4 protein-coding genes are annotated in these 3,134 nt (G+C 69.7%); all 4 read left to right on the top strand.

What is annotated here, in order from left to right; all coding sequences use genetic code 11:
* Positions 1–188 (top strand): hypothetical protein (locus ACRX5W_RS30040; protein WP_436791524.1); only part of this gene is annotated, 188 nt, incomplete at its 5' end.
* A 91-nt stretch (positions 189–279) separates the two neighbouring features.
* Positions 280–1,116 carry a mycofactocin-coupled SDR family oxidoreductase gene (locus tag ACRX5W_RS30035; protein WP_436791523.1) on the top strand — a complete coding sequence of 279 codons (837 nt, stop codon included), beginning with the start codon at positions 280–282 and terminating at the stop codon, positions 1,114–1,116.
* Between the two features lie 224 nt (positions 1,117–1,340).
* Entirely contained in the window at positions 1,341–2,534 is a 1,194-nt protein-coding gene (locus ACRX5W_RS30030; RefSeq protein WP_436791522.1) for a cytochrome P450, read from the top strand.
* Positions 2,535–2,650: 116 nt separating this feature from the next.
* Complete coding sequence (locus tag ACRX5W_RS30025) at positions 2,651–2,881, top strand: ferredoxin (RefSeq protein WP_436791521.1); 231 nt, start codon at positions 2,651–2,653, stop codon at positions 2,879–2,881.
* The last annotated feature ends 253 nt before the right edge of the window (positions 2,882–3,134 follow it).

Genomic DNA, 3,134 nt, shown 5'->3' with positions numbered 1-3,134 from the left:
TCGACCTGCTCCAGGCCGCCGGCGGCGGAAACCTCACACGCTTCTGGCCCGTCGCCGCCGGAGCCGCCGGGCTTCTCCTCCTGGCCCTCGGACTGCGCGGACGCCGCTCGAAAACCGTCGAGGTTGTGGTCGTGGGTTGCTGCGGCCACTCCCGCCAGGCCGTCGAAACGGTCACCTGCACGCGCTGAACGACCCGCGCAACACCTGCTGTTGCGCCCCACAGACCGCCGGCGAGGAACCATCAGCGCCGGCACCGAACCCAGAAAGACGAGGTACCCCATGCCCGGACGTGTCGAAGGCAAGGTCGCGTTCATCACCGGTGCGGCCCGCGGACAAGGACGCAGCCACGCCGTGCGACTGGCGCAGGAGGGCGCCGACATCATCGCCATCGACGTGTGCAAGCAGCTCGACGGCGTGGACATCGCGATGTCGACGCCCGAAGACCTGAAGGAAACCGTCCGCCTGGTCGAGGCGACGGGACGCCGCATCCACGCCGTGGAGGGCGACGTACGCGACCACGCCGCACTCAAGGCCGTGGTGGACGAGGGCGTTGAGCGCTTCGGGCGTCTGGACATCGTCGCGGCCAACGCCGGCATCGGGAGCAGCGGTGCCACCGTGGAGGCGATGGAGGAGAAGCACTGGCGCGACACGATCGACGTCAACCTGACCGGAGTCTGGCTGACGACGAAGGTGGCGATCCCGCACATCATCGCGGGCGGGCGCGGTGGTTCGATCGTGCTGACCAGCTCCGTCGGCGGTCTGAGCGGCTACCAGAACATCGGCCACTACATCGCCGCGAAGCACGGCGTGGTCGGCCTCATGCGCACGCTCGCGATGGAACTGGGCCAGCACGGCATCCGCGTCAACACCGTTCACCCGACCCAGGTGAACACCCCGCTGGCGGTCAACGAAGCCACGTTCCGGCTGTTCCGCCCGGACCTGGAGAACCCGACCGTCGACGACTTCGCCGCGGTGTCGCAGAACATGCACCTCCTGCCGACTCCGTGGGTGGAGCCGGAGGACATCAGCAACGCGATCCTGTTCCTGTCCTCCGACGAAGGCCGCTTCATCACCGGTGTGACGCTGCCGATCGACGCCGGCGCGCTGACCAAGTAGGCCGCGAGGTGCCGCCCGCCCGGTGATCCACGGTCACCCGCGGCGGGCGGCCTTCGGCCCCCGCCAGGCGCCGGCATCCGGCGCCACCGGTGCGGTCGACGCTCCGAACCGGAGCCGAGTCCGGCCGGCGCCTCTGCTCGCCGACCGCACATGAACCAAGCTTCGCCAGCCGACCTCTCGGTGGACCAGCCGACCGGGTCGTGCGCTACCTGGAGGTGTATTTCGTGAGCACTGCCACCGCTTTGTACTGGGATCCGTACGACCACACGCTGGTGCAGGACCCGTACCCGATCTACAAGCGCATGCGTGAAGAAGCGCCGCTGTACTACAACGAGAAGTACAACTTCTACGCGGTCAGCCGGCACGCCGACGTGCAGAAGGGGCTCGGGGACTGGCAGACGTTCTCGTCGGCCCGGGGTGACATCCTCGAACTGATCCAGGCGGGCATCGAGTTCCCGCCCGGGTCGCTGATCTTCGAGGACCCGCCGGTCCACGACATCCACCGTCGTCTGCTCGCGCGGATCTTCACCCCGCGACGGATCGCGGAGCTGGAGCCGAGGGTGCGCGCGTACTGCAAGCGCGCGCTGGAGCCGGTGATCGGGGCGAAGCGGTTCGACCTGGTCGAGGCTGTCGGCGCCGAGATGCCGATGCGCGTGATCGGCATGCTGCTGGGCATCCCGGAAGCCGACCAGGAGATCTTCCGCGACCGCACGGACGCCGCGCTGAGCACCGAGGGCAACCGCGACCCGAAGATGCGCGCCGAGGCGAACAACCTCAGCACCGAGGAGTTCCGCGACTACGTCGAGTGGCGCAAGGAGAACCCCTCCAACGACATCATGACCGAGCTGATGAACGCGGAGTTCACCGACGAGAACGGTGTCACGCGCACCCTCACCGACGACGAGGTCATCACGTACTGCACGGTGATCGCGGGCGCCGGGAACGAGACGACCGGGCGTCTGATCGGCTGGTTCGGTGCGACGATGGCCCGCTACCCGGAGCAGCGCGCCGAACTCGTGGCGGACCCGTCGCTGATCCCGAACGCGATCGAGGAGATCCTGCGCTTCGAGCCGACGGGCCCGTTCACCGCCCGCTACGTCAACAAGGACGTGGAGTACTACGGCCAGACGGTGCCGGCCGGCAGCGCGATCCTGTTCATGCAGGCCGCCGCCAACCGCGACCCCGACCGGTTCCCGGACCCGGACCGGTTCGACATCCACCGCGTCACCCAGCACATGAGCTTCGGCGTGGGCGCCCACTACTGCCTCGGCGCGGCGCTGGCCCGGCTGGAGGGGCGGATCGCGGCGGAGGAGATCCTGAAGCAGTTCCCGAGCTGGGAAGTGGACTGGGACAACGCCGAGTTGGCCCAGACGTCGACCGTCCGCGGCTGGAAGACCCTGCCGCTCGTCATCGGCTGAAGCGGACCACCGTACGCGCTACGACCCTCCGGGCGAGGCGGCCGTCGGACCCCGACCCGAGCCGCCTCTCCCGGCCGCGCGGCGCCTCCCGCGCATACTCCCGAAAGGCCCATCTGATGTCCGACCACTGGAAAGCCACCGTCGACCAGCGGGTGTGCGTGCGCACAGGCCTGTGCGCGGCCACCGCCCCCGGCGAGTTCGACCTCGACGAGCGCGGCCAGGGACGCGCGACCGCCGACCCGCTCCCGGCCACGCAGGCCGTACGCGACGCCGCCGAGTCGTGCCCCGTCGAAGCCATCACCCTCAGCGACGCCACCACCGGCGAGCGGGTCTTCCCGCCGCAGTAAGACCTGCCCCCTCCGCGGCGGTGCCGGTCGATGCCACGCGATCGACAGCTCGTCTTTCGCACGCACCCGTCGCGGCGGGGCGGGAGGATCCGTACGACTGACCGACCGCCGATGCCGGTCCGTCCCGGGCCCGTGTCGCTGCACGCTTCGCGGACGCCCCGTCACGATCGTGGACCGGTGATCGCACTCGCTGTTGCCGCGGCCCTGGCCTCCGCTTTGTGCTTCGCCGTCGCCGGTGTGCTTCAGCAGCAGG

It is taken from the genome of Yinghuangia sp. YIM S10712, from assembly GCF_051388935.1.
Classification (GTDB): domain Bacteria; phylum Actinomycetota; class Actinomycetes; order Streptomycetales; family Streptomycetaceae; genus Yinghuangia.
This window is presented reverse-complemented; position numbering and strand designations above follow the sequence as displayed.

What these genes read in the sequence shown, in the direction of transcription:
- ACRX5W_RS30025 (WP_436791521.1), top strand. Translation starts at nt 2,651, where the DNA reads ATGTCCGACCACTGGAAAGCCACCGTCGACCAGCGGGTGTGCGTGCGC.
- ACRX5W_RS30035 (WP_436791523.1), top strand. Translation starts at nt 280, where the DNA reads ATGCCCGGACGTGTCGAAGGCAAGGTCGCGTTCATCACCGGTGCGGCC.